Consider the following 680-nt stretch of genomic DNA (forward strand, 5'->3'; position numbering starts at 1 on the left):
ATCTTGCCGCATTTCTTACCAGCGATTTTTCAACAGGCACCCGGCGTCACCATCAGCACGCATCCTTGGTCAGATAACACCTTCAAAATGTTGCAGCGTGGTGAGCTGGATTTGGGATTAACTGGTAAAGACATCGACATCAATGACGCAAAGCTTACCCTACTGCCACCGGATGATATTTGCGAACTCGAAATCTATCGCGACCATCAGATGTGCATCATTCGTAAAAACCACCCCGCACTAAAACAGAAGTGGAACCTCGAAGCGTATCTCGCACTTCGTCACGTACAAGTGCGATGTGATGGAAACGACCGTTGGTTGTTGGACTATCGTTTAGCGGACATTGGCGCAGAGCGCGATATTGCAGTCACCGTTCCAGATTTCAATAGTGCCGCCAGCTTGTGTTCTTACACCGACTTCATCTTTACCGCGCCGAGCCATTTTGTGCAACTGGCTGCCAAACAGCTCGACTTGGTGGTCTTGCCATTGCCGCTTGAATTCCCGCCCATGGCTTACACTCTGTTTTGGCACAGAGACAGAGAAAACGACCCAGCCTTGAATTGGCTGCGTACGATGATCACGCAAAAAACCGATCACCTTAGATAAAAATGTCGGACGCAATTTGCGCTTAGCGGTTAAAATGAGTAGCTTAACAGTCGATAGTCCTTTTTGGCTCATCT

Annotated in this window: 1 protein-coding gene; it reads left to right on the forward strand. The window is 48.5% G+C overall.

What is annotated here, in order from left to right:
- On the forward strand, positions 1 to 606 hold a 606-nt coding region (locus R7Z50_RS27795), incomplete at its 5' end, for a LysR substrate-binding domain-containing protein (protein ID WP_318149793.1).
- Between the last annotated feature and the right edge of the window lie 74 nt (positions 607 to 680).

The sequence above is a fragment of the Vibrio sp. 1249-1 genome (assembly GCF_033340495.1).